The sequence below is a fragment of the Azohydromonas lata NBRC 102462 genome (genome assembly GCF_001571085.1).
In the GTDB taxonomy this organism is placed as follows: domain Bacteria; phylum Pseudomonadota; class Gammaproteobacteria; order Burkholderiales; family Burkholderiaceae_C; genus Azohydromonas; species Azohydromonas lata.
Genome location: NZ_BCTC01000016.1, coordinates 62,671 through 85,214 on the forward strand (window position 1 = coordinate 62,671; position 22,544 = coordinate 85,214).

The 22,544-nt window shown below is 61.4% G+C and carries 22 protein-coding genes; 13 read left to right on the top strand and 9 right to left on the bottom strand.

Annotated elements, in window-relative coordinates; all coding sequences use genetic code 11:
* The first annotated feature begins 243 nt into the window (after positions 1 to 243).
* The 6 genes from ALA01S_RS31615 (at position 244) to ALA01S_RS08370 (ending at position 8,909) form a co-directional block, all read left to right on the top strand.
* Positions 244 to 1,881, top strand: coding sequence for a DUF4153 domain-containing protein (locus ALA01S_RS31615; RefSeq protein WP_507762108.1), 1,638 nt, complete (start codon positions 244 to 246; stop codon positions 1,879 to 1,881).
* A 1,108-nt stretch (positions 1,882 to 2,989) separates the two neighbouring features.
* Positions 2,990 to 3,286, top strand: a complete 297-nt coding sequence (locus tag ALA01S_RS08350) for a hypothetical protein (RefSeq protein WP_066334644.1) — start codon at positions 2,990 to 2,992, stop codon at positions 3,284 to 3,286.
* 38 nt (positions 3,287 to 3,324) lie between these two features.
* Positions 3,325 to 4,491: a tyrosine-type recombinase/integrase gene (locus ALA01S_RS08355; RefSeq protein WP_066334650.1), complete on the top strand. Its 1,167-nt coding sequence runs from the start codon at positions 3,325 to 3,327 to the stop codon at positions 4,489 to 4,491.
* 43 nt (positions 4,492 to 4,534) lie between these two features.
* Entirely contained in the window at positions 4,535 to 6,316 is a 1,782-nt protein-coding gene (locus ALA01S_RS08360; protein WP_157118839.1) for a site-specific integrase, read from the top strand.
* Between the two features lie 407 nt (positions 6,317 to 6,723).
* A complete protein-coding gene (locus tag ALA01S_RS08365) occupies positions 6,724 to 8,436 on the top strand; it encodes a site-specific integrase (RefSeq protein ID WP_169805876.1) in 1,713 nt (570 codons plus the stop codon).
* Positions 8,433 to 8,909 carry a TetR/AcrR family transcriptional regulator gene (locus ALA01S_RS08370; RefSeq protein ID WP_238455732.1) on the top strand — a complete coding sequence of 159 codons (477 nt, stop codon included), beginning with the start codon at positions 8,433 to 8,435 and terminating at the stop codon, positions 8,907 to 8,909. Before ALA01S_RS08365 ends, ALA01S_RS08370 begins: the two co-directional genes overlap by 4 nt.
* 91 nt (positions 8,910 to 9,000) lie before the next feature.
* Here the strand turns inward: ALA01S_RS08370 and ALA01S_RS08375 are convergent, their stop codons facing one another.
* Positions 9,001 to 9,969, bottom strand: a complete 969-nt coding sequence (locus ALA01S_RS08375; protein WP_066334657.1) for a PEP-CTERM sorting domain-containing protein — start codon at positions 9,967 to 9,969, stop codon at positions 9,001 to 9,003.
* Positions 9,970 to 10,253: 284 nt separating this feature from the next.
* Positions 10,254 to 10,646, bottom strand: a complete 393-nt coding sequence (locus ALA01S_RS35455) for a transposase (RefSeq protein ID WP_373862982.1) — start codon at positions 10,644 to 10,646, stop codon at positions 10,254 to 10,256.
* 161 nt (positions 10,647 to 10,807) lie between these two features.
* Between ALA01S_RS35455 and ALA01S_RS08380 the strand changes: the two genes are divergently transcribed.
* The 4 genes from ALA01S_RS08380 to ALA01S_RS08395 all read left to right on the top strand — a co-directional run bounded on the left by ALA01S_RS08380 (position 10,808) and on the right by ALA01S_RS08395 (position 13,114).
* The gene (locus tag ALA01S_RS08380) at positions 10,808 to 11,176 is read left to right on the top strand and encodes a hypothetical protein (RefSeq protein ID WP_066334659.1); all 369 of its coding nucleotides are present in this window, start codon (positions 10,808 to 10,810) and stop codon (positions 11,174 to 11,176) included.
* A gap of 30 nt (positions 11,177 to 11,206) precedes the next feature.
* Entirely contained in the window at positions 11,207 to 11,719 is a 513-nt protein-coding gene (locus ALA01S_RS08385) for a hypothetical protein (protein WP_169805877.1), read from the top strand.
* A 220-nt stretch (positions 11,720 to 11,939) separates the two neighbouring features.
* The gene (locus ALA01S_RS08390; RefSeq protein ID WP_066334663.1) at positions 11,940 to 12,224 is read left to right on the top strand and encodes a hypothetical protein; all 285 of its coding nucleotides are present in this window, start codon (positions 11,940 to 11,942) and stop codon (positions 12,222 to 12,224) included.
* 14 nt (positions 12,225 to 12,238) lie between these two features.
* Positions 12,239 to 13,114 (top strand): zeta toxin family protein, encoded by an 876-nt coding sequence (locus ALA01S_RS08395; protein ID WP_066334666.1) that lies wholly within the window; start codon positions 12,239 to 12,241, stop codon positions 13,112 to 13,114.
* 194 nt (positions 13,115 to 13,308) lie between these two features.
* On the opposite strand, the gene ALA01S_RS32705 is transcribed toward ALA01S_RS08395, so the two are convergent.
* The 7 genes from ALA01S_RS32705 to ALA01S_RS08420 all read right to left on the bottom strand — a co-directional run bounded on the left by ALA01S_RS32705 (position 13,309) and on the right by ALA01S_RS08420 (position 18,956).
* A complete protein-coding gene (locus tag ALA01S_RS32705) occupies positions 13,309 to 13,902 on the bottom strand; it encodes a hypothetical protein (RefSeq protein WP_157118842.1) in 594 nt (197 codons plus the stop codon).
* Between the two features lie 143 nt (positions 13,903 to 14,045).
* Positions 14,046 to 14,450 (bottom strand): helix-turn-helix domain-containing protein, encoded by a 405-nt coding sequence (locus tag ALA01S_RS32710; protein ID WP_157118843.1) that lies wholly within the window; start codon positions 14,448 to 14,450, stop codon positions 14,046 to 14,048.
* 659 nt (positions 14,451 to 15,109) lie between these two features.
* Entirely contained in the window at positions 15,110 to 15,418 is a 309-nt protein-coding gene (locus tag ALA01S_RS08400) for a DUF7673 family protein (protein ID WP_157118844.1), read from the bottom strand.
* An 88-nt stretch (positions 15,419 to 15,506) separates the two neighbouring features.
* Positions 15,507 to 15,830: a hypothetical protein gene (locus ALA01S_RS08405; RefSeq protein WP_157118845.1), complete on the bottom strand. Its 324-nt coding sequence runs from the start codon at positions 15,828 to 15,830 to the stop codon at positions 15,507 to 15,509.
* 55 nt (positions 15,831 to 15,885) lie between these two features.
* Positions 15,886 to 16,140: a helix-turn-helix domain-containing protein gene (locus ALA01S_RS32715; RefSeq protein WP_157118846.1), complete on the bottom strand. Its 255-nt coding sequence runs from the start codon at positions 16,138 to 16,140 to the stop codon at positions 15,886 to 15,888.
* A gap of 167 nt (positions 16,141 to 16,307) precedes the next feature.
* Entirely contained in the window at positions 16,308 to 17,381 is a 1,074-nt protein-coding gene (locus ALA01S_RS08415; RefSeq protein ID WP_174548612.1) for a hypothetical protein, read from the bottom strand.
* A 189-nt stretch (positions 17,382 to 17,570) separates the two neighbouring features.
* A complete protein-coding gene (locus ALA01S_RS08420) occupies positions 17,571 to 18,956 on the bottom strand; it encodes a hypothetical protein (RefSeq protein WP_157118847.1) in 1,386 nt (461 codons plus the stop codon).
* Between the two features lie 75 nt (positions 18,957 to 19,031).
* Here ALA01S_RS08420 and ALA01S_RS08425 point away from each other — a divergent pair, with 75 nt between their 5' ends.
* The 3 genes from ALA01S_RS08425 to ALA01S_RS08435 all read left to right on the top strand — a co-directional run bounded on the left by ALA01S_RS08425 (position 19,032) and on the right by ALA01S_RS08435 (position 22,383).
* Positions 19,032 to 19,322: a hypothetical protein gene (locus ALA01S_RS08425; RefSeq protein ID WP_238455733.1), complete on the top strand. Its 291-nt coding sequence runs from the start codon at positions 19,032 to 19,034 to the stop codon at positions 19,320 to 19,322.
* On the top strand, positions 19,319 to 20,482 hold the full coding sequence (locus ALA01S_RS08430) for a tyrosine-type recombinase/integrase (protein ID WP_066334678.1): 1,164 nt from the start codon (positions 19,319 to 19,321) through the stop codon (positions 20,480 to 20,482). The genes ALA01S_RS08425 and ALA01S_RS08430 overlap by 4 nt, the downstream gene beginning before the upstream one ends.
* Positions 20,483 to 20,601: 119 nt before the next feature.
* Positions 20,602 to 22,383, top strand: coding sequence for a site-specific integrase (locus ALA01S_RS08435; protein WP_157118848.1), 1,782 nt, complete (start codon positions 20,602 to 20,604; stop codon positions 22,381 to 22,383).
* The last annotated feature ends 161 nt before the right edge of the window (positions 22,384 to 22,544 follow it).

The window sequence follows — 22,544 nt, forward strand, 5'->3', positions numbered from 1 at the left end:
CGAATCCAAAATGTTGTGCTCAAGCTGGACCAGTGCCATCAACTGTCTATACCAAGCCTTACACTGAGCAGTGCTACTCAAACATCGTTCTTAGAATTGGCAGACATAGGCCCAGATGGCAGAAATGAACCGCCAGTCAAAGGATTTCCAGCCAAACGGACGGATCATAGCTGGCACGCCCTTTTGATCAGCCACCTCGCAGTCGGCACAATCACGGGCTTGGTGTTATGGGCATTGACGAACGTGTCTGCCTCGTTGCCTGCCGAAATTGTTGGCGCCTGCTTGTACATGACGATTGCCACCGCCTTAGGATGGTTGTTATCTCATGGCGCTTACTCCTCGGCCAAGGCAAAAACTATTTTTGCAATTTTGCTTGGTCTTGTCTTCGGGTTGCTGGGTGCCCACGCAGGGCTGGCTACAGATGGTGGTGGGAGATTCGGGCCGCCATTGGGGCACATGTTGGCCGCTTTGGTAGTTGGTTTCATCACACTGCCGTTGGCCGCTGGCTGGCGGCAGACAATACGGCGCTTTGATTACCCAAGCCTCTTTCAATTTGCTTGGCGCAATGCGCTGCTCATTTTATTAAGTTGTGCCTTGACAGGCCTGCTGTGGGTCCTGTTGGTAGCCGCTGCCTGGCTCATGGAGAGCATCGGCATACGCCAGTTTAATGAAATCTTGGTTTCCCCCGCATTCAGGATCGTCCTGACGGCGTCTGCGCTTGGCCTGTCAACCGGACTGGTGCTAATTCTGGCCGACACAACGTCAAGCAGCATCAGCGGCTTGCTTTCGCTCATTAGTTGGTTTTTGCCGCTTGCTCAAGCCTTTGCGGTCATCTGGCTGGTGGCGCTACTTATCACTGGTGTTGAACCTTTGTTCGCAACACGCAGCGCGGCGTTCTACTTGCTTTGGTTTGCTTTGCTTGCGATCGTTTTCGTAAATGCCGCTTTTCAGGATGGGCGTAAACCGCCGGTCTACCCTCCTTTCCTTGCTTCGGTCTTGCGTGCAGCTTGGATCACGTTTCCGGTACTCTGCGCTCTTGCCTGCTGGGCTCTTGCTCAGCGGGTTCAGCAACATGGTTGGACACAGGCTCGAATCTGGGCTGCAGTTGTGGCGCTGTTGATCACCATGCACGCAGTTGGATATGTCACTTCGCTCGTTTTCCGCAGGCGCGCATGGATGGCCACGATCGCACCGACAAACGTCGCGGCGGCACTTCTTGAAGTCGCTTTTGTGACAGCTCTGATCAGCCCCATTGCCGATGTGCGCATGCTTGCTGCGAATGATCAGGTGGCACGGCTTCAAGCGGGGAAAGTTACACTCGCCGAATTCGATTGGCAGTACCTCGCACGTGAGCAGCGTTATGGTCGCCCTGCGTTGGAGGCGCTCGCCACTCAGCAAGGGAGTACGTCGTACAGCAAAGATCTGGCAGAGCGCGCCAAACAGGCGTTAAACGATATTGTTCCAGACCCGAATATTCAAAATACAGCGAAGACAAAGAACGTCAACATCGAAAATGTCGTTGTGTTGCCAGTTGGTGCCAAGCTTCCCCCGGACTTGGTGCACTGGCTAACCAAGACCCATACAGACTGGAATATTCAGGCGTGTCTTTCGCAGCCAGAGAAATGTGTCATCTGGCTTACTGACGCCAATGCAGACGCTCAACAAGAAGCCCTACTGTTGTGGGAGGAGGGGAGCGGCGTCTCTGCAACAATATATGGAAAAAGCTTCAGCGGCTGGCGAAAAGAGGCTAGAGTCATCGGTTCCCAGAAGACGGTCTCTGCATGGCGAGCCGCCATTGAAACAGCTCAGACTCGCTTGGTTGCGCCCCGCTGGCCAGATTTAATGATGGGAGATGAACGGCTTGAAGTAATTGAGCATTGAAATGCTTATTCGTTTGTCTGTTGCCCCATAAGAACGACGACCGTCTGCTTCCTGGCAAGGAGGGAAATTATACGAGTAGCCGCTATCGGCACCAGTAGGCCGAATGATACTCATAATTGAATGTCCGCACTCAGCCTCTATGCATAGATCTCAACTATCAATAGTTGAGCCACCCGGTGACTTATGCGGTTCAGCAGCGCGATCCTCCTAGAGCCGAATACATCTTTTCATAGTTGCGGTCCTGCACCGCTACGCCCGTGCATTGCCGTATTGGAGCCCACGCACCAGTAGATGACGAACTACCCATGAAGGCCAGGCCGGCAGCAGCGCGAGCGCTGCTCGTGCCGGTCAAAACTATGACAAGAACCTCCAGAGGCCACTTGCTCGGAACGTCGATGGCATCCGGGAAAATCGTAGGGCGGTGGGCAGGTCTATGCATAGCTGACATCTATGCATAGAGGCTGCTATGAAAAGCTTTTCATAGCAGCCTACTGCGGGTATTCGTTCGGTGCGTAATGCCGAATCTATGAAATCGCGGCTTTCGCGGTCGCCAGCCGCCCTAACGGCGGCGTGAGGTCGTAAAGCCGCCGGGCGATGAGGTGACGGACTTCTCCCTCGCGCTACCACACGCCGCAGACCGCCAGCAGCCGGGAGTACAGCAGTTCTTGGCGTTGCTGCTCGCGCAGAAACCGTCACACGATGACCTTCACCGTGCCGGTCTCGCCGTCCAGCGTCAAAAGGCCGACGCCTTTGGCGGGACTGGTCCCGCTCCCGTGCCATGAACCCGGAATTTGTCCGAATCGATCTCCCGCGACTATCCCTGCGGCGCCGAGTCGGCCGTCATCTGCAATACTGTACGGACATACAGTTGCAGGGCAGAGGAAGCTATGGACGCCGATACGCTTGAAGCCGTGCACGAGGACCGGCTGTGGATCGACAACGGCTGGACGGCCAAGGTCATCAAGAACGAGGACGACGACGGCTGTTCTGGTAGCTCCATGGTGTGAGTTGGGAAATCCTTGTAGCGCAGGGAGTTGGGTGTTTTGATCTGGTCTCGAAGAGACGAGTAGCGAGATAGGGGGCCGGGGGGAAGACGGAGATCAAACCCATGCCTGTGGACAACGCTCTGCTGCAGCACTGGCACGCCCTTGATGCCGCGGTCGTGCTTCGTGCCCTTGCCGAACATGCCAAGCCCGACCCGGATTTCCGACCCCGCAAGGATCACCGGACCATGCGTTGGTACGCCTGTGTCGGCGGCCGAGAGTTCACGCTGGTGATCACCGGCCCCAAGTTCTTTGACGACCACACGCAGGAGTCCGGTGGGGGAGCCATTGACCTTGCCATGCACGTGCTGGGCGTCCCCTTCGGCAAGGCCGTGAAGCAGTTGAAGGCGCGCGGCATATAAGGCGTGCCAAGCCCGCTGAATTACCGTAACGCTTCGCGATGCGACTGGTTTTCAGCACCGACAGCTTCGTCTATGCGGGCAGGCCACGGCCCGGCCTGCCCATCATGCTCGGCGACGACATGTGGCCACTGCAGCCGGCGCAGGAATTTCTCATCCATCGACTATTGGGCAAAGGCAAGGCACTCAGCCGCCTGACCTGGGAAGACTATGGGCGACGCCTGTGGGACTACTTCGCGTTCTTGCATGGCCACGGGATCAAGTGGGACGACTGTTCAGAGAACCATGGACAAGGCCCGATCGCCAGATACAAGACCTGGTCTCTGGCAGAGGTGGGTGTCAGCAGGAGGACCCTCAACGCCCGCTTGCGGCTCGTGATCGAGTTCTACACGTGGGCGTTCAAGCATGGCCACATCCAAACCCTGCCGTTCGGGTTCGAAGTCTGCCGTGCCTACAAGGGAGAGCACTTGCTTGTGCACGCGGTGGATCCGGGCGCGGTGCTTGAAAGGCCCGATGTCTTTGAGCGGGAATGGAGCGCGCCGCCAGACTTTCTCGCCCTGGAAGAGATCGCTGCATGCCGGGCAAGTGCAGCGCTGCGCAGGGCTGGGCCGCGCCTACTGTTCGATCTCATGTGGCGCACGGGCCTGCGTTCGTGCGAGGCACGCACCTTTCCTTTGAAGTACGTCTTCGACCCATCCAGACGGAATGACTGCCATCGCGGCCGCATGATCAGGCTGACCCTCGATCCCCGCGACATGTGGATCAAGTTCGGCAAGCCGCGGCAGGTCGACATTCCGTACTCGCTCATGCAGGACATGCATGCCTACACGCTGTACGAGCGCAACCGGCTTCGCAGCGTGTCGACGCAGGAGCATGCCGCGCTCGTTCTCAGCGAGTACGGGCGTCCCTACAGCCGAAACGCTGTAGGAGACATGATGCGGGCCGTCTCCGCCGAAATCGGCTCCGGATTCCGCGTTACAGCGCTGATGCTCAGGCACAGCTACGCCGTGCACACGCTGGCACGACTGCGCTCCGTGCCGGACTTCAAGGGCGAACCATTGCTTTACGTCCGTGACCGGCTCGGTCACGCCGACGTGACGACCACTGCCATTTATCTGGGCCAACTCAACCAATTGGCGTCCGGCGTGGTGATTGCGATCGAGGACGAGTTCGACCGCATGTTCGAAGTGCCGGCGGTGACGCAGTAGCTGGGGCCTATTCCATCCCGTTGCGTGATGCCGAGAGCTCGCCATGCCAAGAAGCAAGAACTATGGACCCAAGCCCGGGCTGGCCGAGGTTGCAGACGCGGTGCCCGGCGCGACCGTGCGTGATGCCGGCATGCAGCACGCCGCCGTCGCGACAGGTTCCGCCGATGTCGATGTCATGGAGATCGTTGGTCATGGACGTCGGAACCCAGATGGCATAAGGACCATTGCTCTGTCCGAGTGGCTGGGTCGAGGTATTGATGCGTGGGTCTGGGCGAGCAAGGACGCGCTGGTTGCGGCACTGCATGCACGGCAACACGAATTGAACACCCTCAATGGCTATGCAGGCGGATTCAGGCAGGTCTTCAGGTTCCTCACGGAAGGTCGCTGCGTGCCACTACTCACTGATCCTGCTGGTATGACGGCTGCCCATGTCCGCCAGTTCGTGGCCTGGCTCAGGATGCGGGCAGCGGCCCGGCAAAGCCGTGGTGATGGAGTCAGAACGGAATACACACGGGCCAAGGGCGCATTGAGATTGCTGCTGCGGCAGTACGCGATCAAGGTCGAGGAGAGAGATTTCTTCCCGACCAACCCGTTCGCTGGGCTGTCGAAGACATCCGCGGCGCAGCAGCCATTGAGCGATGCGGAACAGCAGCGGCTCGCACAATCCCTCAAGGCGGACCTCTCGGCACTTCACCACGGACGCATCCACTTGACGGGAGCGGACGTGGCGACGTTGCATTACCTGGTGGTTGCGCTGCGAACGGGAGGAAACCCGACACCGCTGCTTGAAATGTGCCGAGATCCACTGCGGCCAGGATTGCTGCCCGGTACCATGATCCTGGAAACCCGGAAGTACCGGGCGCACAAAACGGTACGCAAGGCTCTGCGCGGACCGCAGTCCGACACTGACGACCCTGGAAACAATGCCAGGGTGATTCCAATGGATGCCGTGGCGGTACTGCAGCGCATGATCGCCATTACAGAGCCATTGATCGCCGCAGCGCCGGTCCCGTACAGGAATCTGGTGTGGCTATATTCGTCTCAGGCACAACGATCGAGGGGAGGCATCACGTGCCTGAACAAGTGTGCCCTGCACAGGAGCATTGCACGGCTGGTCGAGCGCCACGGTCTTCTTGGCGACGATGGAAAACCGCTCAAGCTCAACACCATGCGGCTGCGCCAGTCGCTCGCGCAGCGAGGCTGGCGTCTGACCGAAGGGGATCCGTTCGGGGTGGCGGCGCTGCTGGGAAACACCCCCCGCGTGGCCGGCACCAACTACTCGTCCATCACCGAGAAGATCAAGGCAGAAGCGGCACGATTGCTCGGCGCGGGCCTGGCATCACTCCTCGCAGCCAGCAGCAGCGGCAAGACGATCATCCCAATCGCCACGGTCACGACACAGGACCTGACGCCTACGCCGACGGCACGGTGCAAGGACAGTCTCTATGGGGAAAATGCACCCAAGGACGGCATGAATCACTGCAGGTCGTTCCTGTTGTGCCTGTTCTGCAAATCCTTTGCAGTGGTGGGCGAGCCTGATGACCTGTGGCGGTTGTTCAGCTTCCAGGCCTTCCTCGAGATCGAGCTCGCACGCATGAGAACGCTTCGCGGCGAGGGCTTGGTCGATGTCGCCGAGATGCAGAGTTTGTGCGACATCCTGCTGCAGGCCATCACGTTCATCGACGACTTCACGACGCTGCACTTCGGGCCGAAGCTGCCACGCGAGGCCAAAGCCAGAGCGAAGGTCCAGTTGCATCCCTTCTGGGCGCTTGAACTGCGCAAGGCCCGATCCTTCCGTGGCCACGCTTCTTCTGTGGTGTCGTAGATGCGCCTTGCCCATGGAGCGTGAAGAACATGAGTACCAGCAGGCTTACAAGGGCAGTCGGCGCGACTCTCACGGCTGTCGGTCGGCACGCGACAGATGAAACCGTTCTTGTTCCGCCACAGCATCCTGAGACGGAGCCGTGCCGTGTTCCAAGCAGCCAACGCGGGGATCGTGACTTGGAGCAGTCCAGGTCCCATAGTTCGAAGCCCGGTATCGCTCGACGCGCCGCAGTGCCGCGTACACACACAGCACATCGGGCCCAGGCGCTGCTCGCCATTCAGCCCACCACGGTGGCAGGGCTCACCCGTGCGCAACGTGGGTGGGTTGTCATCTCAGCCTTGGAAGACGACCACGGGCATGTGCGGGCTGTCAGTCGCTTCAGCGACTCCGTGTGGGATCTTCGAAGCTTGTTCAAGGTCCAGAACCGTCCTGAACACCAGATGGTCTTCGAATGGCCCGGTAATGTCCCAGAGGCACTTGTCGAGGACGCAAAGGCTGCTCTTTATGCCTGGTACAAGCGCGGCAAGCCCGGCTGGAAAACGCCTGCCGCTGCGACGGTGTTCCTTGCCATGCAGGATGGGAAAAGGACGTTGCAGCACCTTGCCCGAGTCGGGGTGCAGCGCTTCGACCAGGTGCGACCCATTCACGTCTGTGACTACGTCGAGCATATGAGGGCTGTAGAAAAAGTCGGCCCTACGACCCTGAGGTACCGGCTTGAGATCCTGGAACTGGTGAGGCTGTTCAGGCAGGACGTGAAATACCCCTTCGTCATCGATCCCTGGGCAGGCGATGGACTGCGCAAGGTGTGTGGCATGCGCGACGGCATCGCGGTTGGCAAGACCCCTGTGATTCCGCCCGCGGTACAGGCCAGCATCTTCAATTACGCTGAGTTGATCTTGAGCAGGGCAGCTGCGCTGCTTGATGCCCGGGACGCCGGGAAAATCGGGCCCTTCTCGACTCGTCTGGTTGAGGTGCGAAACGCGGTGCTGTATCTGCTGCAGATCTCCACGGGGATGCGCAACAGCGAAGCCACGGGAGTCAGGAACGGCGCCTGGCGGACTGAGCGCAAGAGCGGCACCACCTTCCACTGGATAAAGACATGGGAACACAAGACCGGCAAGGGACTGGTGGAGTTCCTTGCCCCTGTCGAGACGTTGCGGGCATTGGAGACATTGCAACGCTGGGCTGCGCCGTATCAGTCCCTGCTTCGCGCGGAAATCGAACGGCTCGAACAAGTTCTTGCCGAGCCTGTTCAACGGGGGCACAAGCGCCGAGACCAGAGCCAGGAAACGTTGTCGACGGGCGTGACACGGGTTGCTGCGATGCAGCGCCTGGAACAAGCACGTGCGTCCTCAACCAGCCTGTTCCTCACGCTGGATCATCGAAGCCGAACAGAAATGCCGGGCGTAGATGGTCAAGTCAAGGTCATGAGCGTTGCCGCGTGCAACGCCGCTTTGCGGCGACTGGCGGTCAATGCAGGCGTCGACTGGGAACTGGCGAACCACCAGTGCCGTCGAACCTTTGCGTGGTTGATTGCACAGTCGAGACTGGGGGCGAATGCGTTGGTCTTCCTGAAGTGGCAGCTCAAGCATTGCAGCATGAGCATGACGCAGCTCTATGCGGCCAACCCACGCCAGGACGGTGCCCTGTACGAAGAGATCCGCGACGAAATCTCCACCGAAAGGATTGATGTGATGGAATCGTGGTTCGACGGCGATGAGCCGCTGGCCGGCGGAGCTGGTAAGAAGATCAAGGAACTCCGAGCTACGGCAATCAAGGACAGGCGAAGCCTGCTCCTGCACACCGCGCAGCATGTCAACATCCGGGGCACGGGACACTCGTGGTGCCTGGCCGAGCAGCGAGGGTGCGGTGGCGAGGGCCTCTACGAGCCCATCAAGTGTGCTGACTGCTCGACTTCTGTGATCGATGGCAGGAACATTGGCGTCTGGCAAAATATCCACCTGCAGAACCTGGAGTTGGGCAAGGTCACGGACTGCGGCCCAGGCGTACAGCAACGCGCTGCCAGGGAGATCGAGATCTCGGCCGAGGTACTCAAGGAGCTGGGCGTTGCCGTACCTGAGCAAGGAGACAACGCAACTGACGGTGAGATCCCGACATGAGCCGCGTCCTCACGACGGTTCCCGGGAAGGTTGAATCAAAGCCGGCAGATTCCTCCCGTTTGAAAGTCCCGGCCAGGGGCCGAAGCCGGGAAAAGACCACAGAGGAGTTACGGCTCGCCCTCCTCAGGCTCAAAAACAAGGCACTGAAGGTCAGCATCTCGGCGGTGGCAAGGGAAGCCGGAGTGGATGCTTCGCTGATCCACAACACCTACCCTGACATCGCGGAGGAAATCAGGGCCGTCATGGGCCGCACCTCGCGCCGGCAGCGGGACGAGATGCGCGCAAAGCTGACAGCCAGCCGTCAACGTCTTCGCGAAGTCACCGCCGAGCGGGATCAGCTCAAGAGGGAGTTGTCCATGCTGGCTTCAACGAACTTGACCCTGAGCGAGCAGGTTGCCGTTCTGAGGGCAGAAGTCGACGGCAAGCTCAAACGGCTTGGCCTTGGTCCGCTTGTGGAACCCGCGTCGAATTGAGAGTGTTCAGTACCACTGCTGCCGATTTGTTCCAGCATCTCGTGCAAGTAGGCACGGACCTTGATCGTCTTCTTGCAGCGTATGCCTCATGCTATGTCCGGCGCTGCCACGCCACCCGGCCCACCACGCCAAACCCCAGCAGCATCAGCGCCCAGACCGAGGGTTCTGGCACGGGCGTGGCGAGGAAGGGCCGATCGCGGCCATCCGCAAAGCCATACCCGATGATCTGTCCCCGTTCGTTGATGGCGGTAGCGTCGTACAGGCTCCAGCGCGTTGCGTCGTCGCCTACCAGCAGGTCGGCGAGGTAGTGGACCTGCCCGCCACGGTACAGGAAGGCGTTGCGCGCGTCGGTGCCTACGATCCAGCCGCGGTTGTTGATGTCCCTGGCGATGTCCACCCCCAGCGGGCTCAGGGTGCCGCCGCTGTAGAGGTAGCCGCCGATGACGGCATCGTCGTTGGTGAAGGCATAACCCACCGCCTGGCCGGCGTCGTTGATGCCGTAGGCATATCCTTGCTTGCCACCCAGCGTGGGCAGCACGGTGGCCCGGGTGCCGTCGTGCACGAAACCCAGGTACTCACCGTCGAAGAAGTCGCTGCGGTCGGGCTCGAACTGCCCGGCCACGGCACCGTGCTCGTTGATGTCCCAGGCGGTGGCCCCGCGGTTGGCGGGCAATTCCAGGTAGCGGCTGGAGGTGCCGTCGTAGACGAAGACTTGGCCCGGCTGGGAAAACGAGGACTGCATAGCGCCCGTCACCTGGCCTTTGTTGTTGATCGCCACGGCCACGCCGTCCACGGCGGTGGTACCGAAGAAAGTGGTGCGCAGATCAATCATCTGGCCATCGCGCCACAGCGAGGCCCGGTTCCGGTTAAGTCCTTCGCCGATAAGGTCGCCGCGGTCGTTGATGCCTTCCAGGAAGCGGAACCGGTCGGCCACGCTCGTGAGGCTGCCACCGCGGTAGATGGACGGGTTGACCTCGGTAAAGAACGAGGTCCAGGCATTCAGCGCCACCTCGCCCTTGTTGTTCAGCCCGACGGCCTGAGTGACCACATAGCCGGCCATGCTCAGATCCTCGATGCGGTATTTAGGGCCCGCCGGCGCGGCATTTACGGGCGCGGGGGACAAGCTCGTGCCCAAGGCGAACAAGGACAGTAGAGCCGCCAGTGCGCTGCACCGCGGCAGGGCCGTCAATGAAAACCGCATACGACTACTCCTGTGGAATGACCGGGCGGCTTCAGGTGCTGACCGGTTAGGCCAGATATCAAAGCACGCGACCCCGGCATGTTTCAGCAACACTGGGCGTATATGGAAACACTTCATTTCCACTTCGCTGGGGCAGGGCTTTGCTAGCACGCTGAGCAGCGCGGGACGCGCTGACGGTGCTCCCGGGAAAGGGACGGTGCCTGTGGACGGCAACGCTGGCGTGCGCGGCAGGCGTTCAGTCGTAAAGGCCCGTTCGTTGTCCGCCCTTCGATGACGGCAACCCCGCCACAACGCCTTCGAGGCCGGCCCGCGCATGCATGCGCTCTCGGGAGTAGTGCGGCCGCAAACGCTGCGCCGTTGACGCGTCCCTCCATCGTCATGAAACCCAGCTGCTTTGTGGCCGATATGGCGGAGAGCATGTCGAGCCCGTAACGTACACCGGTGGCCTTGACCACCGGAGGCTGCAGCTCAGGAGCCCACGTGGTGCCCGCATGGTGATCCGCCCTGATGCCCGACTCGTCACCAAACAGCACCACTGCACCCTCGCGCTTGGCCCGCGCAGCGATCTTGGGGAACTCCTGCTCGCGCCACTACGCCACCAGCTCTTCGAAATGTGTGAGTAACAAGAACCGTAAGTCGCGCAAGACCTTGCGTTCAACTCACAGTGAGTAGCGATCTGAACGGCTGGGCGGTGGCAATGACGCGCCATGGCGAGTCGGAGCCGGCGCTGGTCGGCCCGTGGACCATGGGCCGCGACAAGAGGAACCCCAAGCCGCTGGACGTGGCGGCCTTCAACACGCTGGTGAAAACCGCCAGCGAGGTGCGGCGCCGCGCCGACCAGCATCAGCACGCGATGCTGCACAAGAGCGTCACCGTGAGCGCCGGCGGCGAGACCGTCACGGTCGAGCTCGACATCGTGCCGGACGAGTACGAGCCCTACGCCGTGCTGGCGGCCAAGGACGTGTTCGGCGAGCAGCTGGCCAGCGTGAAGGTGCGCCCCGACTTCAAGCTCAATGCCGCCAGTGCCGGCGCATGGATCGAGGGCGGCTACCAGTCGCCGCGGTGAGCCGCCAGATCAACACGCCATCCCCCGCCGATGCTGTTTGAAGTCCGCCGCCAGCGAATTCGAGGCGTTCCCGTGCCCAAGGAGGAGCGTAGCCGTATCGTTCCGGTGCGCGGTGATTTGCGGGTCCAGGAAGCGGCCGTTGAAGCGATGGGCCGCCGGTTGTGCCGTGTGGCTACGCTGCACGCGCTGGACCGGGCCATCGAGGACCAACTGTTGCCGCCGCTCCGCGACGTGGCGCTCCTGTGGTGTGCGCCGCTGGGTATGGTGCTGGGCGGTATCGAGTTCGATGGCCAAGGAGCGTTCTGGCAGACCTGGTACCTGACTCCCTGGGACCGATCCACCCTAGCCGTTGGCCGGCCGCGTCACCTTGCCTCGCACGAGGAAGCCGGCTATTGCCCAGACGCAGGAAGCCCGCCAGCAATGCGCAGCAGCAGCGCGCATCAGGTGGCGCCGTTGGCTGAGCCAATCTCCCAGCAGAAGGACAGTACCGACCAGTCTCCTGCGGCGAGCAAGACAACCGTCGGGGCGAGCACTCCGCGCTGATGCGCTTGTCCCCGGTATCTGTGCACAAGGCTGTTCGCAAGCCGCCCTGGACAGGCTCAAGTCGTTGTCACATAAGGACTTTCGCTTGTTGCCTAAATTTTGGGCAAATGCGCGGATGCGGTGGCGAAGGGTAGGGAGTAGGGTGGGTTGTGCATCCATTCTCCCGAGTTGGAACACACCGCCGATACAAGACGACAATGCTGCGGTCAAGGAGCATGCCATGCAGTCCCCGCCCACCTGTCCGCTCGAAATCAAGGTCGAACTGCTGCTGGAGCTCATGGGCGTCGTGGCTGCCCGGCTGGGCCGGTTGGCGGCCGCGGAACCTTCCCCGGAGCAACAGGCGGAGTGCATCAAGGCCCGCGATATCGTCCTGGACAAGCGCTTCCAATTTGATCCAGATGATGCCGGGCAGGTCGAGGCGCTGACGGCGGAATTCGACCGCTACGCCGACATACTGGCGACGAGGCTGCGTCAGGTCGCGGGCTCGGCCCACGCTGCCTGCTGATCTGACCATCGTCCATGCGGCTTGTTGACGACGCGACGCTGGAGGCGGTTTACCAGCGCGATGTCCGGCATGCCCTGTTCAGAAACACGCGCAGCAGCAGCCAGCCCCGCCTCGTGATCGTGGGCGGCCAGCCTGGAGCGGGAAAGACCCGCAACATTCTTCGTGCACGCCACGAGCTCACCGCCGCCGGCGACGGCGTGGCTTTCATCAACGGCGACGAGCTGCGCGACTACCACCCGCTGTACGACCAACTCGTCTTGGCCGATGCTGCAACGGCCGCGGACAAGACCGGCGCCGATGTGAGCTGGTGGGTCGAGAAAGGCATCCGTGAGGCGGCCGACAGTCGCTTTCACACGGTCATCGAGACCACCATGCGCCAAACGCCCATCGTGGCGCGAACCGTGAATACCTTCGCCGCCCGCGGCTTCCAGATTGAAATGCGGGTGCTGGTGGTCCACCCCGAGCTCAGCAGGCAGGCGATCTACCACCGGTACGCCGAGGCGTTGAACAACAAGAACTCGCTGCCCCGCTTTACGCTGCCCCGGTATCACGATGACGCGCTGGCGCAGATGCCGCACACCCTGGCGGCCATCACGCCGCTGGTGCACCTGGTGCGACTGGTGGACCGCCAAGGCGTCGAGCTTTACGCATCGGACAAATCAAACCAAGCGCCTGCGGCTGCGCTTCAGAGGTTGCGAGGGCAGCCATTGCCTGCGGCAGAGCTGGCCCGCATCGGTCAGGAATGGGGAAGGCTGGCTTCAGTGCTGGACCGGGAAGGCGTTTCCGACATCGTGCGTGTGGGCGTGCGGCAGGAGCAGCAGCACTTCGTGCAACGCCTGGCCTTGCAGCAGGTACAGCGGAATCGAGGGGGCAAGGGTATCGAGCGATGATTTGCTCGCTGCCTGCCTCTCAGACTTGGGCGGCACCCGCCGAGCATCTATGGCACGCCACAAGTCGATCAGTTTTCCGGGCGTTGGATGAAAATGTGGAGTTGCAGTATTGCGTGGAATTCACCGTCAGGCTCATTGCGCTGACACTGGGTCGGATATTGGCAGAATTACAAAAATTTAGGAGTCTGGTAACACTATATTTTTGGGGGTAAATTGCTTAATAACTCGCGGCCCACATGATGCAGATGCCGCAGTATCTTTGCAAGATCCATCAATGAAATCTTGTGTTCTGAAATATCAAGATATTCTCCACTTCGGTCTATTGACAGCAAGTGAGCCATACCAGGGGTCAGTTGAGTCTCCTTGCCGATCTCTTCATCCATGTGTTCAATGGTGTTTCTAATTGGGATTAAAGTTTCGCCGAATTTTCCAGACAGTCGGCGAAGTGTTCTTTCTAATTTTGGGCTATCAGGGTGTGCTGATAATTTTTCGAGGAATCGAAGCGCCCGTTTTGCGGTTAGGATGCAAGTCTCGAATCGACCTAAACCATCTTGTAGCTGGTCAAGTCCTTTTGAGTTAGAGCAATAATCAAGTAGCGTAGTTCTGCCTGCACAGTATTCACGTATTGCCTTGTCCGTTGTAATGAGAAAGCCGGTAATTAAACGAAATGCGTTGGATGATTCCATGGAGGTGCCGCCGCGCGAAATCATTGCCCTCGCGGTGCGGGCTACTAGCGATGGCCCAAGATCGGAAATGTCTGGTGCATGTAAATTTTCGATGTATGCCATATGAGTCCTTACTGAGGTTATGCCTTAAACCGTTGATGCAACACAGCATGGCAGCGTTGCTGCGGGGGTGATCCTAATGTCAGCGATGGTTGTCAAGATACTCCGCGGTGGGTCGATAGGTCAGCATGCAAGTAGTGGCGTGACTATTGATCGTCTGAGTCTGCTCGACTTATTGGTTTATCCAAGTCATAAGCGCGGCGAAGCACTTCTTTTGGATCCCTTGTTAAAATCTTTTCTATTCTTTCGTTTATGCTGGGGGGGCGGATGGTCTTGCTGGGCTGAACAAACAAGGAAGGCAGATAACGAGTTCTATCAAGGGCTCTCAAAATTTGAATAAAGTTTTCTAGGTTGGCATGTCCTTCCAGCTCGAAGCGCTTGTAAGTTCGCACTGATATGCCTGCTCGTTGTGCGAATGCGGCTTGAGACTCACCAGTTGCACTACGCAGCTCGCGCACGCGCTTAGCCAGTAACAAGCAAACTTGTGGTTCAGGACCATCCTTGAAGATCTCAAGTTCTTGCTCAAGGGTGAGGCGGGTAGCAGAGTTCATTACCGCATTGTAGACGAGTTGTCATTCTGCAACAGTCTTGGAGTGCGAGATTTGGCACTATGAAGTGCCAAAAATGGCACGAAACTTGTGGATAAGTCGTTTCTTGCTATACAAATGAAGATTAATAGTAGGGTAAACCCTTAAAAAGTTATCCAAGATGCTTAAGTTTTGTGCAGGTGCACATAGCCGAAGATGAAAAATCGCACTGACTGCGTTAAACTAGTACCCATGACGTCAAGACAGGTGCTTGTCAGCACGATGAAAGGAGGAAGCAGTGCAGGGCGCACCGCTACTCAGAACGAAAAAAGGCCACTAGTTATGAGCTAGCGGCCTTGATTCGGCGCAGACGGAAACAACCCGACTGACACACTCCGTGGAAAGAGGGCTTCAGTCTACCGGACTGGGCTGGTGTCGGACAAGGTTGTCCTCGCGTTCCCCTAGAACACCACGAGGGCTAACCATGCGGTTTTGCATGTTCCCGAAGGGTGTGCATGTGCGTGCGTACGTGCGCCGCCGGTTCGGCCGGTGGGAGCGTGTTCGTGAGCATTGCCGCTCTTTCCCTGGTCAGTTGAGCTTGTTCGACTGATCCCGGTCTACTGACCGAGCCCCAGCCGCACGCTGGGGCTTTTTTTTGTCCACATGCCTCTGGCTTTCGTGCGTCAGCGGTTGTCTTTGAGAAATTGCACGAACTCGACTGCCTCATGCGCGAATGGCCCGGACGGGTCTATCTGCTCCGCAAGCCCCTTGGCCACGAGCTTGAGTCGGCTGATGTCGAGGATGCGCGCCTCGAACTGCACGCCGCCGTTGGAAAAGTAGCTGCACACCTCGTGGATTCGGCAGCGGGCGTCCATGCGCAGCAGCCGCATGCAGTCTTCATACGCGTCGGCGTCCAGACAGCGCAGGGATGCAAGGTCGCAAGGAAACCGCTGCTCGTTGTAGAGGTTCAGCAGGAAATGCGCACGATCCAACTGGCTTGGCTCAACTGTCGCTGCGCGATCTGGAACAGCCGCTTGAGCGCATCAATGCCGGCCTGCTCCATGGCGGCATTGCCATCGTTCACAGCGGCCCGGACTCGGCAAAGCGTCTGGCCTGCAGTGCGTGCAAGGCTTCGGCATCGGCCGGCGCCGCGGCCGGGTCGCGCTTGTCGTCCCCCAGGATGCGGCTGCACAGCACGTGGGTGGTCTCAGGATCGTGCACCAGGGCTTGGCCTGGGCCGCTCCGATAGTCGTGCGCGTCGAAGTCGAACGCCAGCGTCAGTGCACGCGACCTGCCGGTAGTGAAGTCCTGCAGCAGCTGCTCGAACTCGGTGCGCTGCTCAGCAGGGATCTGCAGCGTCACCGTCACCGGCGATTGAGGTATCGGAAATTCAGCGGACGCCATGGGAACACTCCTTCACGCCGAGGAATCCACTGAGGGCGTTTGCAAAGACCTCAGCTCAGGGCGCGATGTTCAGCTTGTGCGCCAGCGGTCCAGGGCCTTCGGCCAAGTGCATCGTCGGGTGTTGACCGGTCTGGACCAGGAACCACTCCCACCGCCATACCGGGATGGTTTTTCCACTGTCCGGGTTCTCGTATTTGCTCCATGCCTGTGCGTCGCTCAGGCCCGCGATCTCGGCCGCTTTACGGTGCGTCAGCTCGGCATTGAGGCGTGCTTGCTGGATCTGCAGAGGGGTCGGCTGCGGCAAGCTCACAGCGAACTCCTGCTCGATGGGGTGCGCATGACGAGGACACGCCGGTTGTTGCCGGGCGTGGCGATGACTGGGCTGCGATTCGACTTGTTCAAAAGCTGACTGCCTGGTTGGTCGAACAATCTGGGGCCGCAATGCTAGAGCAACCACGTGGGGACACGCGGGGCACATCAATCGAGCACGGCAGCACTGGAGCGGCGCGAGAGCTGCACAGGTGCCGCCGGCGGCACGCTGACCGCAGCAGACCCGCCTCGGGCATCAAGGGCGTTGTCGGCCTCGCGCAGGCTCGCGGCCATGGCCAGGAACACATCACCACGGTCGCGCCGCACATTGAATTCAGCATCCACCACGTCGTTCACGCGCGCCCACTGGTTCCAGGCGAATGATCGGCCGAGCCCGACCGTCGTGCTGGTGCTGGGAAACGAGTCGGCGTTGCGCACGAGCTCTTCCCACGTCGCGCCGAACTCCACCGCGTTGAACCGGCTGTGCTTGCCCGTGAGCGCCCGACGCTCCAGCTGCAGCGCCTGCTCCAGCAGCTCTGGGTGCTCGCCAGCCAGCCACCACAATTCCCAGACCTTCGAGGCCGGGCACATCCAGCAGGCCGACTTGATCGGCACCAGCGCCGGCCCTAGGACCTGCACGATGGCGCGCACGCAGTCCTGCCGGTGCCAGCCAATCAGCTGCAGCGGGTGCAGGTAGTCGAAACTCCGGTCGCTGGCCGGGACCTTGTGCGAGCGCCGGAGATCCGCGCGGCCGCAGTCGTAGCCGATCAGCTTGACGATGCGCCGGCCCTGGGCCTGCGCCTGCAGCCACAGCGGGTGTGGCGGCCGCTGGTTGGGGCCGCGGCCCACGCCCATCAGCAGCTGGTCCTGCGGCACGGTCTTCCACTTGTGGCTGCACGACTTCAGCCCGAACGCCAAGCTGGGCAGGGTCTCATTCTTCCAGCAGTTGCCCGATAGCGAGGTGTACCCCGTGGCAGCCAGCGGCACCTTGCGGCAGACCGTGACCGGCGGCCATCCCCAAGCGTGCAGGACCTCGCCCATGCGCTCGACGTGCTGCCAGGTGCCAGGCTTCTCATCGCCGACGTCGGCCATGCTCACCAGGTCCGGCCGCAGGCCTGCGGCACGCAGCGCGACCATCAGGCCCGTGGAGTCCACGCCAGCGCCGAAGCACAGCACCACGAGCCGGCCGGCGAGCGCGGTGCGCAGGGCGTTGCGCTGGTGCTCGGTGAGTACCTTGTCCATCTTTCGGTCCTCGGGATGAACGCTGCGCGCAGCCGTGGCGCACAGTGCAGCCGCGCCTTGCGGCGCTGCGCTGCCGAACCAAGCCCGGCAGCGCAGGCAACCAGCAGCGCCGGCAGGCGGTGAGCTGTGCGGTCGATTGCATCGCCGGGCGGCCCGGCCCCTGGCCTTGCGGCAGGGGCCGGCGCGGCTTCAGCCTTTGGCGCGCAGCACGGGCGGCAGCCACCGCTTGCCGTGCAGCCGCTGCTGGGCCAGCGTGACCGCCTCGGGCTTCTTCAGCCCTTCCAGGCCGGCCGCCGCTTCAGCGCCTGCGCCTTCGCGCACCGCCTCGATGACCTTGGCCTTGGGCACCGAGAGCAAGTAGCTCTCGGCAGTCGGCTCCCACCAGTCGGCCATGTCCAGATCGACGGCGGCGGCGATGGCGTCCGCGATGGGCTGCGGAGCTTCCCGGCCCTGCACCGTGTTGAGCGTGCTGGCGGTGCAGACGGCCAGCAGGTCCAGCACCTGCGTGTCGTCGGCCTTGAGCACCCAGGCCAGCAAGGCACGTTGGTCGCCGGGCAGAAGGCTCCCCCACCGCTCGCGGTGCGCTTCCATCTCCTGCTGTGCCTTGCATTCGGCCAAGTCCGCACCTTCCTTGCGCACATCGGCGGTGTCGGCGCGAATCTCGACAGGCCGGTCCCCGGAGCCGCAGCGCGACGACAGGCCGGTCTGCACGGCAAGCTGGTAGGCCAGCACACGCAGCGCTACGGCCGGGCTGTCCGCGAGCGTCGCACGCAGTGCCGCAGTCCGATGCGCGGTCAACTGGCGCAGCAGCTTTTCCGAGTAGTCGGCCTTGGGTGCCTTGGCCTGGGCCGTGCCCGCGCTAGAGTTGCCCGGTGCCGCCACTGCGCCGCCCTGCGCAGCCTGGGCTTTGCGGTCTTCCCCGCGCACCAGCCCACGCAACACAGCCAGTTCGCCGCGCGGGTCCACGTACACCACTGCGCCGGCCAGCGGCAAATCGCGGGGGTCGATCTGCTGCAGGGTCTGCTCGATGGCTTCGCGCTCGGCCTCGGCCTGTTGCTGCTGCGCTTCCAGTGCGTCAATGGCCGCGCTGTCGGCCTCGGGGTCCAAGTCGTCGATCTTGCCTTCCAGTTCCGACACCAGCGCCTCGATGGCATCAAGCCGCTGCAGCTGTTCCTCGCTCGGGTCCACAGCGAGCGTGCGGCAGTGGTCGAACGCCTGCCGGTCGCTGTAGCCGAAACTGGTGCGGACCTCCACCCACTGCCAGCCCTCGCAGCGCACGGCTTCGGCTTCGCGCTCCAGGCGTTCCAGCGCCAGCTTTTCCAGCAGCACTGGCTCTGTCATATACCCCGGCGCGCTTTCATCGTCAGAGAAAAGATCGCGGCGCACATTGCCGCCCGCCGCCTCATAGGCCGCAAAGCCCACGAACTGCGCCAACGGGTTATTCGGCGGCACATCGCGCTCGGTCAATTTCCGGCGCAGGTTGTGCGCCGACCGCTCCCAGGACGACGAGCCTTCCCATACCTGTTCCTGGTTAGCAAACTGAGATTTGTTAGTGAGGAAGTGGTGCTGGAGCACGGGGGAATGTAATTTCGTCCCTGTCTCGTAGAGACGAGTAGCAGATGAGGGGGTGCGGGGGAGAAGATCGCCGCTGTGGACAACTCCGAGTTGAGCCGGCTGCGAGGCTTGGAGGCCATGCACACGCTTGGCCTGCTGGCCGAGTACGTTTGCGTCGATCCGGATTTCAAGCCGACCAAAAGCCATGCCACCAGGCGCGTCCATGTGAGCGCTGCTGGTGCTGAATGGGAGTTTCTGGTCAACGGGCCTAAGTTCTACGACACGAGAGCCGGCGCCGGCGGAGGTGGCGCCATTGACCTTGTGATGTACGTCTGGGGTGTGCCTTTCAAAACGGCCATTGCCATGCTCAGGAGGGCCGGCGCATGAGGCTGATCTTTACCACCGAGGACTATGTCCATGCAGGCAGGCCGCGCCCAGGTTTCCCGGTGATTCTCGGAGATGACATGACGCCCGCTGAGCCGTTCCATGCCTATCTCCATCATCTGCTGTTGGGGCGCGGCAAAGCCTTGGATATCAAAACGTGGGAAGCTTATGGACGCCGGCTCTGGGACTTCGCCAGTTTCCTGCATGCCAATGCGCTGGTATGGAACCAGCCCTTTGGTTCATGCGGGCAGAGCGTCGTGCGCGTCTACCGGGATTGGCAGGCCAGTGACCTGGGGCTTGAGCCTGGGACCATCAACGACAGGCTCAAGATCGTCACGGACTTCTACCGCTGGGCGCAATCACGGGGTTTGATCGAGCGGCTTCCCTTCACCTGCTCGGATGTCACGATCCGTGGAATCGAACACGACCTGTCGCACGTGACGGGCGGACGCCGCACAACCAGCCGTCCTGACGTCTTGGTGGACGAATGGGAGAAGGAGCCGGTATTCCTGACGGCCAGTCAGATCAAGGCAGCACGCTCGGCCGTCCGCTCGGCCTCTCAACGTTTGCTCTTCGATTTGATGGCCCGTGTCGGATTGCGTTCCGTGGAGGCGCGCACGTTCCCTCTGGCCTACGTCTTCGATCCAGCAACACGGTCTGACCTGAGGCCGGCAACGCTTATCGATGTGCGGCTTGATCCGCGCCACATGGAGATCAAGTTCGACAAGCCCCGGGTGGTGCATGTGCCCTACAGCCTGATGGAGGACATGCATGCCTATGCTCAGTTCGAGCGCAACCGCAACCTCCGCCCGGATAGCGAATCCGAGACCCTTCTGTTGACCGTGCACGGCAACACCTACAGCAAGGACTCCGCCCTCAAGGTCATGCAGGACCTGGGAAGGCAGGTCGGCTTTCCCATCCGGCCGCTGATGCTGCGCCACAGCTATGCCATCCACACGCTGCTCCTGCTCAGGGCACATCCAGACATCAAGCTCGAGCCGCTCATGTACGTGCGTGATCGCCTTGGTCACAGCAGCGTGCAGACAACGATGGTCTACCTTCAGCAGATCGAGCGGCTGCTGGGTGGCGAAGCGCTGACGATGATGGCCGAGTTCGACCGGCTCTACGACGTGAGCGCGGCATTGCACACCGCGGCTTCGTGACGCCCGCTGCCCTGACGCTGAGGACACCTTCTCCACGAGGACGGAACGTGCCAAGGTCAAAGAACTATCAAGCCAGCCAGGAGCGTACAGCGCCTGCCAGGTCTGTCGCGGCGGCACAGATGATTGTGCCGACCCTGCCGGACAATGGTGGCGCATGCATCGACATAGTGGCCTTGCTGGGCACACGATCTCGAGCCGTCATACAGCAACGAAACCTCGACCTCAGTGACTGGCTGGGACGTGGCATCGACGCCTGGGTCTGGACGGCGGTGGCCTGTCTCAAGACGCTGCTGCTGTCGGGAACGCGCCAGACCAGCACGCTGATCACGGCGCAGCGAGCTCTGACGCACTTCTTCTCCTACCTGACCGACAAACGCGAAGTTCCTCGCGTGGCTACTCCGGCAGAGCTTTCTCCGCTTCACGTCCAGGAGTTCATTGGTTGGCTTCACCAGCATTCCCAAGCCGTTGGATGGTCTGCAGCAACGTCACGGGTCATGTACACACAGGTCAAGCTCGTGTTGCAGGAGATGATCGCGCAGGGTTTCATACCGAGCGAGCCCACGCGGTTCTTCAAGTACGGCGTGCTGCCATGGCATGACAGCCAGAGCCGCCAGACCAGCCTCAGCGATACCGAGCAGGAGCGCCTTTCGAAGGCCATCAAGACAGACCTTGCGGCGAACTACCACGGACGCCTGAAGCTCATCCCCAGGGACGTGCAGGCATTGAGGCTGTTGGTGGTCGCGCACCGGCAAGGTCTCAACCCTACGCCCCTATTGGAACTGCGCCGGGACGCCTTGCTGCCGGGCGTACTGCCCGGCACGGTGCGCATTCGCACCCACAAGTACCGCAGCAAGCGGGTCGCAACCAGCATCGGTCGAGCAGCACCGCAATCCGAGGCTGAAATGACCTTGTCGCTGGCCGAGGGTGCCGTGCTGCAGCAGGCCATCACGAGCACTGCCTCGCTCGTGGCCGAGGCGCCGGCCGAGCTCAAGCAACGAGTGTGGCTGTACCGGGCCATAGGTTGTGGCAGAGCCACGAAAGGTGCGGTCATCAGCCTGACGCACAACGCGATGTCCATGGCCATCCGCGCGCTGATTACCCGTCACGGGCTGCTCGGCGACGATGGCAAGCCTCTGCGGTTGAATTTCAGCCGTATGCGCAAGGCAAGCTTTGACCGTGCGATGCGCGTGGCCGATGGGAACCTGACCATCACGGCCAACCTGCTGGGCAACACGCCGCGGGTGGCGGCGGCCCACTACGCCACGATGAACGACGCCCGCAAGGCCGAGGCCGCAGGCTTCATGAACGACGACTACACCGAGCTTGTCCGCAGTGGCCCAGCAGCTGGAGGCGGCGAGCACCGTGGTCCCTTGCACGTCATCACGATCCAGCCGCTCAAGGCGGCGCACCCGACCACGCCGAACACGCAGGCGGCGAACACGCCGGTGTCCCGCTGCACGGACACGCTCAACGGAGAACACGCACCGCGCGACGGGGTGAACCACTGCGAGAGCTACGTGATGTGCCTGTTCTGCTCCAGCTTCGCCATCGTTGGCACGATCGATGAGCTGTGGCGACTGTTCAGCTTCCAGGCGTTCGCCAAGGCGGAACTGGAGTTCCTCGATGCAACGCTGGGGTTGCAACGCACCAGCGACGACATGGTGGAAGATTTGCGTGACCGGTATCGTCTGGCCATCCCGTTCATCGACGACTTCACGCAACGCCAATTCCCGGCACGCAACGTCCGGCAGGCGCGCGCGAAAGCCGAAGCCGGCCTGCATCCGTTTTGGGTCCATCAGATGGCCGCGAGTCGCCGGGCGCGTGAGCGGCTGCCCGACCTCGAACGCGACTCCGCCATCCAATCGCCCGACGTTGCCATGGGAGACGACCATGAACCGTAGCCTGGATGCTCTTCGCCATGATGCCCCCGCCAAAACCCCGCAAGGGACACAGGATGCCGTGCTTGCATCGGGTCCTACTGCAGAGTCCTCCGTGCCCCATGAAGCGCGCCCGGGGCATACCACGCATTCGTCGGCTGCCGTCGTCAAGCTACCGAACCTTG

What these genes read in the sequence shown, in the direction of transcription:
- ALA01S_RS08355 (WP_066334650.1), top strand. Translation starts at nt 3,325, where the DNA reads ATGCGACTGGTTTTCAGCACCGACAGCTTCGTCTATGCGGGCAGGCCA.
- ALA01S_RS08435 (WP_157118848.1), top strand. Translation starts at nt 20,602, where the DNA reads ATGATTGTGCCGACCCTGCCGGACAATGGTGGCGCATGCATCGACATA.
- ALA01S_RS32710 (WP_157118843.1), bottom strand. Translation starts at nt 14,450, where the DNA reads ATGAACTCTGCTACCCGCCTCACCCTTGAGCAAGAACTTGAGATCTTC.
- ALA01S_RS08370 (WP_238455732.1), top strand. Translation starts at nt 8,433, where the DNA reads ATGAGCCGCGTCCTCACGACGGTTCCCGGGAAGGTTGAATCAAAGCCG.
- ALA01S_RS08390 (WP_066334663.1), top strand. Translation starts at nt 11,940, where the DNA reads ATGCAGTCCCCGCCCACCTGTCCGCTCGAAATCAAGGTCGAACTGCTG.
- ALA01S_RS08405 (WP_157118845.1), bottom strand. Translation starts at nt 15,830, where the DNA reads ATGGCGTCCGCTGAATTTCCGATACCTCAATCGCCGGTGACGGTGACG.
- ALA01S_RS08415 (WP_174548612.1), bottom strand. Translation starts at nt 17,381, where the DNA reads ATGGACAAGGTACTCACCGAGCACCAGCGCAACGCCCTGCGCACCGCG.
- ALA01S_RS08380 (WP_066334659.1), top strand. Translation starts at nt 10,808, where the DNA reads ATGACGCGCCATGGCGAGTCGGAGCCGGCGCTGGTCGGCCCGTGGACC.
- ALA01S_RS08430 (WP_066334678.1), top strand. Translation starts at nt 19,319, where the DNA reads ATGAGGCTGATCTTTACCACCGAGGACTATGTCCATGCAGGCAGGCCG.
- ALA01S_RS08395 (WP_066334666.1), top strand. Translation starts at nt 12,239, where the DNA reads ATGCGGCTTGTTGACGACGCGACGCTGGAGGCGGTTTACCAGCGCGAT.
- ALA01S_RS32705 (WP_157118842.1), bottom strand. Translation starts at nt 13,902, where the DNA reads ATGGCATACATCGAAAATTTACATGCACCAGACATTTCCGATCTTGGG.
- ALA01S_RS08360 (WP_157118839.1), top strand. Translation starts at nt 4,535, where the DNA reads ATGCCAAGAAGCAAGAACTATGGACCCAAGCCCGGGCTGGCCGAGGTT.
- ALA01S_RS08385 (WP_169805877.1), top strand. Translation starts at nt 11,207, where the DNA reads ATGCTGTTTGAAGTCCGCCGCCAGCGAATTCGAGGCGTTCCCGTGCCC.
- ALA01S_RS08375 (WP_066334657.1), bottom strand. Translation starts at nt 9,969, where the DNA reads ATGGCCGGCTATGTGGTCACTCAGGCCGTCGGGCTGAACAACAAGGGC.
- ALA01S_RS08350 (WP_066334644.1), top strand. Translation starts at nt 2,990, where the DNA reads ATGCCTGTGGACAACGCTCTGCTGCAGCACTGGCACGCCCTTGATGCC.